The organism is Synechococcus sp. 8F6, from assembly GCF_002252665.1.
Taxonomy (GTDB): domain Bacteria; phylum Cyanobacteriota; class Cyanobacteriia; order PCC-6307; family Cyanobiaceae; genus Cyanobium_A.
Genome location: NZ_NQKZ01000054.1, coordinates 1 through 1,317, shown reverse-complemented (window position 1 = coordinate 1,317; position 1,317 = coordinate 1). Strand labels below are relative to the sequence as shown.

At 65.0% G+C, this 1,317-nt stretch carries 2 protein-coding genes; one reads left to right on the top strand and one right to left on the bottom strand.

Translation table 11 applies throughout. The features are described 5' to 3' along the window. Window positions 1-256 (bottom strand): hypothetical protein (locus tag CJZ78_RS13425; protein ID WP_143592974.1); only part of this gene is annotated, 256 nt, incomplete at its 3' end. A gap of 342 nt (window positions 257-598) precedes the next feature. Between CJZ78_RS13425 and CJZ78_RS13420 the strand changes: the two genes are divergently transcribed. Then, window positions 599-1,317, top strand: a 719-nt coding sequence (locus CJZ78_RS13420) for a zincin-like metallopeptidase domain-containing protein (protein WP_094561789.1), incomplete at its 3' end; no start/stop codon positions are given.

Genomic DNA, 1,317 nt, shown 5'->3' with positions numbered 1-1,317 from the left:
GGGTATCACCGTGAAGATCGATCACGTCACGGAACCGACTGACGACGTAAATGAAGTCATCTCCAAGCCTCTCGGTTGTCCACTGTGTCCAGCAGCGGGCCAGATAGCGGTTTTTTCCTCTTACCCAGATGAACAGCGTGGGCAGCTCGAGGGCCTCTTCTCCTTTCGCGGGTCCACGCCGGGCATACGTTTGATCGCCCTGCTTAGTGATCAGCCCGCGGTCGTTCGACTGGATCACGCGGAACTTCAATTCCATCGTGTTGGAAGCACTCGCCGGCTGTACTCAGCAGCTTATGGGGCTCAAAAACCGTATGAGTACATACCTGCAGCAGCCTCATGCTCTGACTGAAGAGCCGGTGAGTCGTCGCGCAGGAGTCCTCAGCGTGCGCGGCCGCGCAAGGGCTGCGCAAGCCGGCCCACCACCAGAAATGGGACGTCATGGGCACTGGATTCCGTGAGTGCTGCGGCCGGCCCTTGACGCTGGCCGCGCTGGCGCTTGCGGTCCTGCGCTTGCCCACACGTGGCTGTTGCTTCCCAATCCCGCTCCGTCCGATCCCAAGGTTCGGCCGCAGCCAAGGCTTCCCCAGAAGAGAAGCTGGTGGCCTCCCTGATCACCCTGCTGGAAGCGGGCACCACTCCTTGGCGGCGGGAGTGGGATGCCGCCGCAGGCGGTCACCACGTGAATCTGCTTTCGGGGCGGCGCTACCGCGGGGCCAATCCGGTGCTGCTCACCCTGGGGATGCATCTGCGGGGATCAGCCCTGCCCTACTGGTGCGGCTTCGCCGAGGCCAAGGCGCTGGGGATCTTTCCCCGCAAGGGCAGCAAGGCGGTGCATGTGCTGCGCCCCCAGGTGCATCAGTTGGGAGAAGGCCGGCTGGAGGAAGCCGGCACTGAGGGCGATGCCGCCACTGCAGGGCACAGTTGGGTGAGCTACCGGCCGGTGGCGCTCTTCAATGCAGGGGATCTGGAGGGTGAGGCTCTGGAAGGGCTGATCCAGAAGCGCCGGCAGGCGGAAGGGGTTGCCGTGAGGCACGAGCCGGAGCGGCTGGCGGCAGCAGAAGCAGTGCTCAGTGCATGGCCGGTCGCGGTGAGCTACGGAGGGGATCGGGCCTGTTATTTGCCGGTGGTCGATCGCATCCAGCTACCGGAGCGTGCGGCGTTCCATTCAGCTTGGGCCCTGTATTCCACCTGGGCCCATGAGGCGATCCATTCCTCAGGCCATAGCTCCCGGCTGGCCCGTGATCTCTCCGGCGGCATGGGGGAGGGTGGCGATGGCGGCCGGGCCTATGCCCGCGAAGAGCTGGTGGCCGAGCTGGG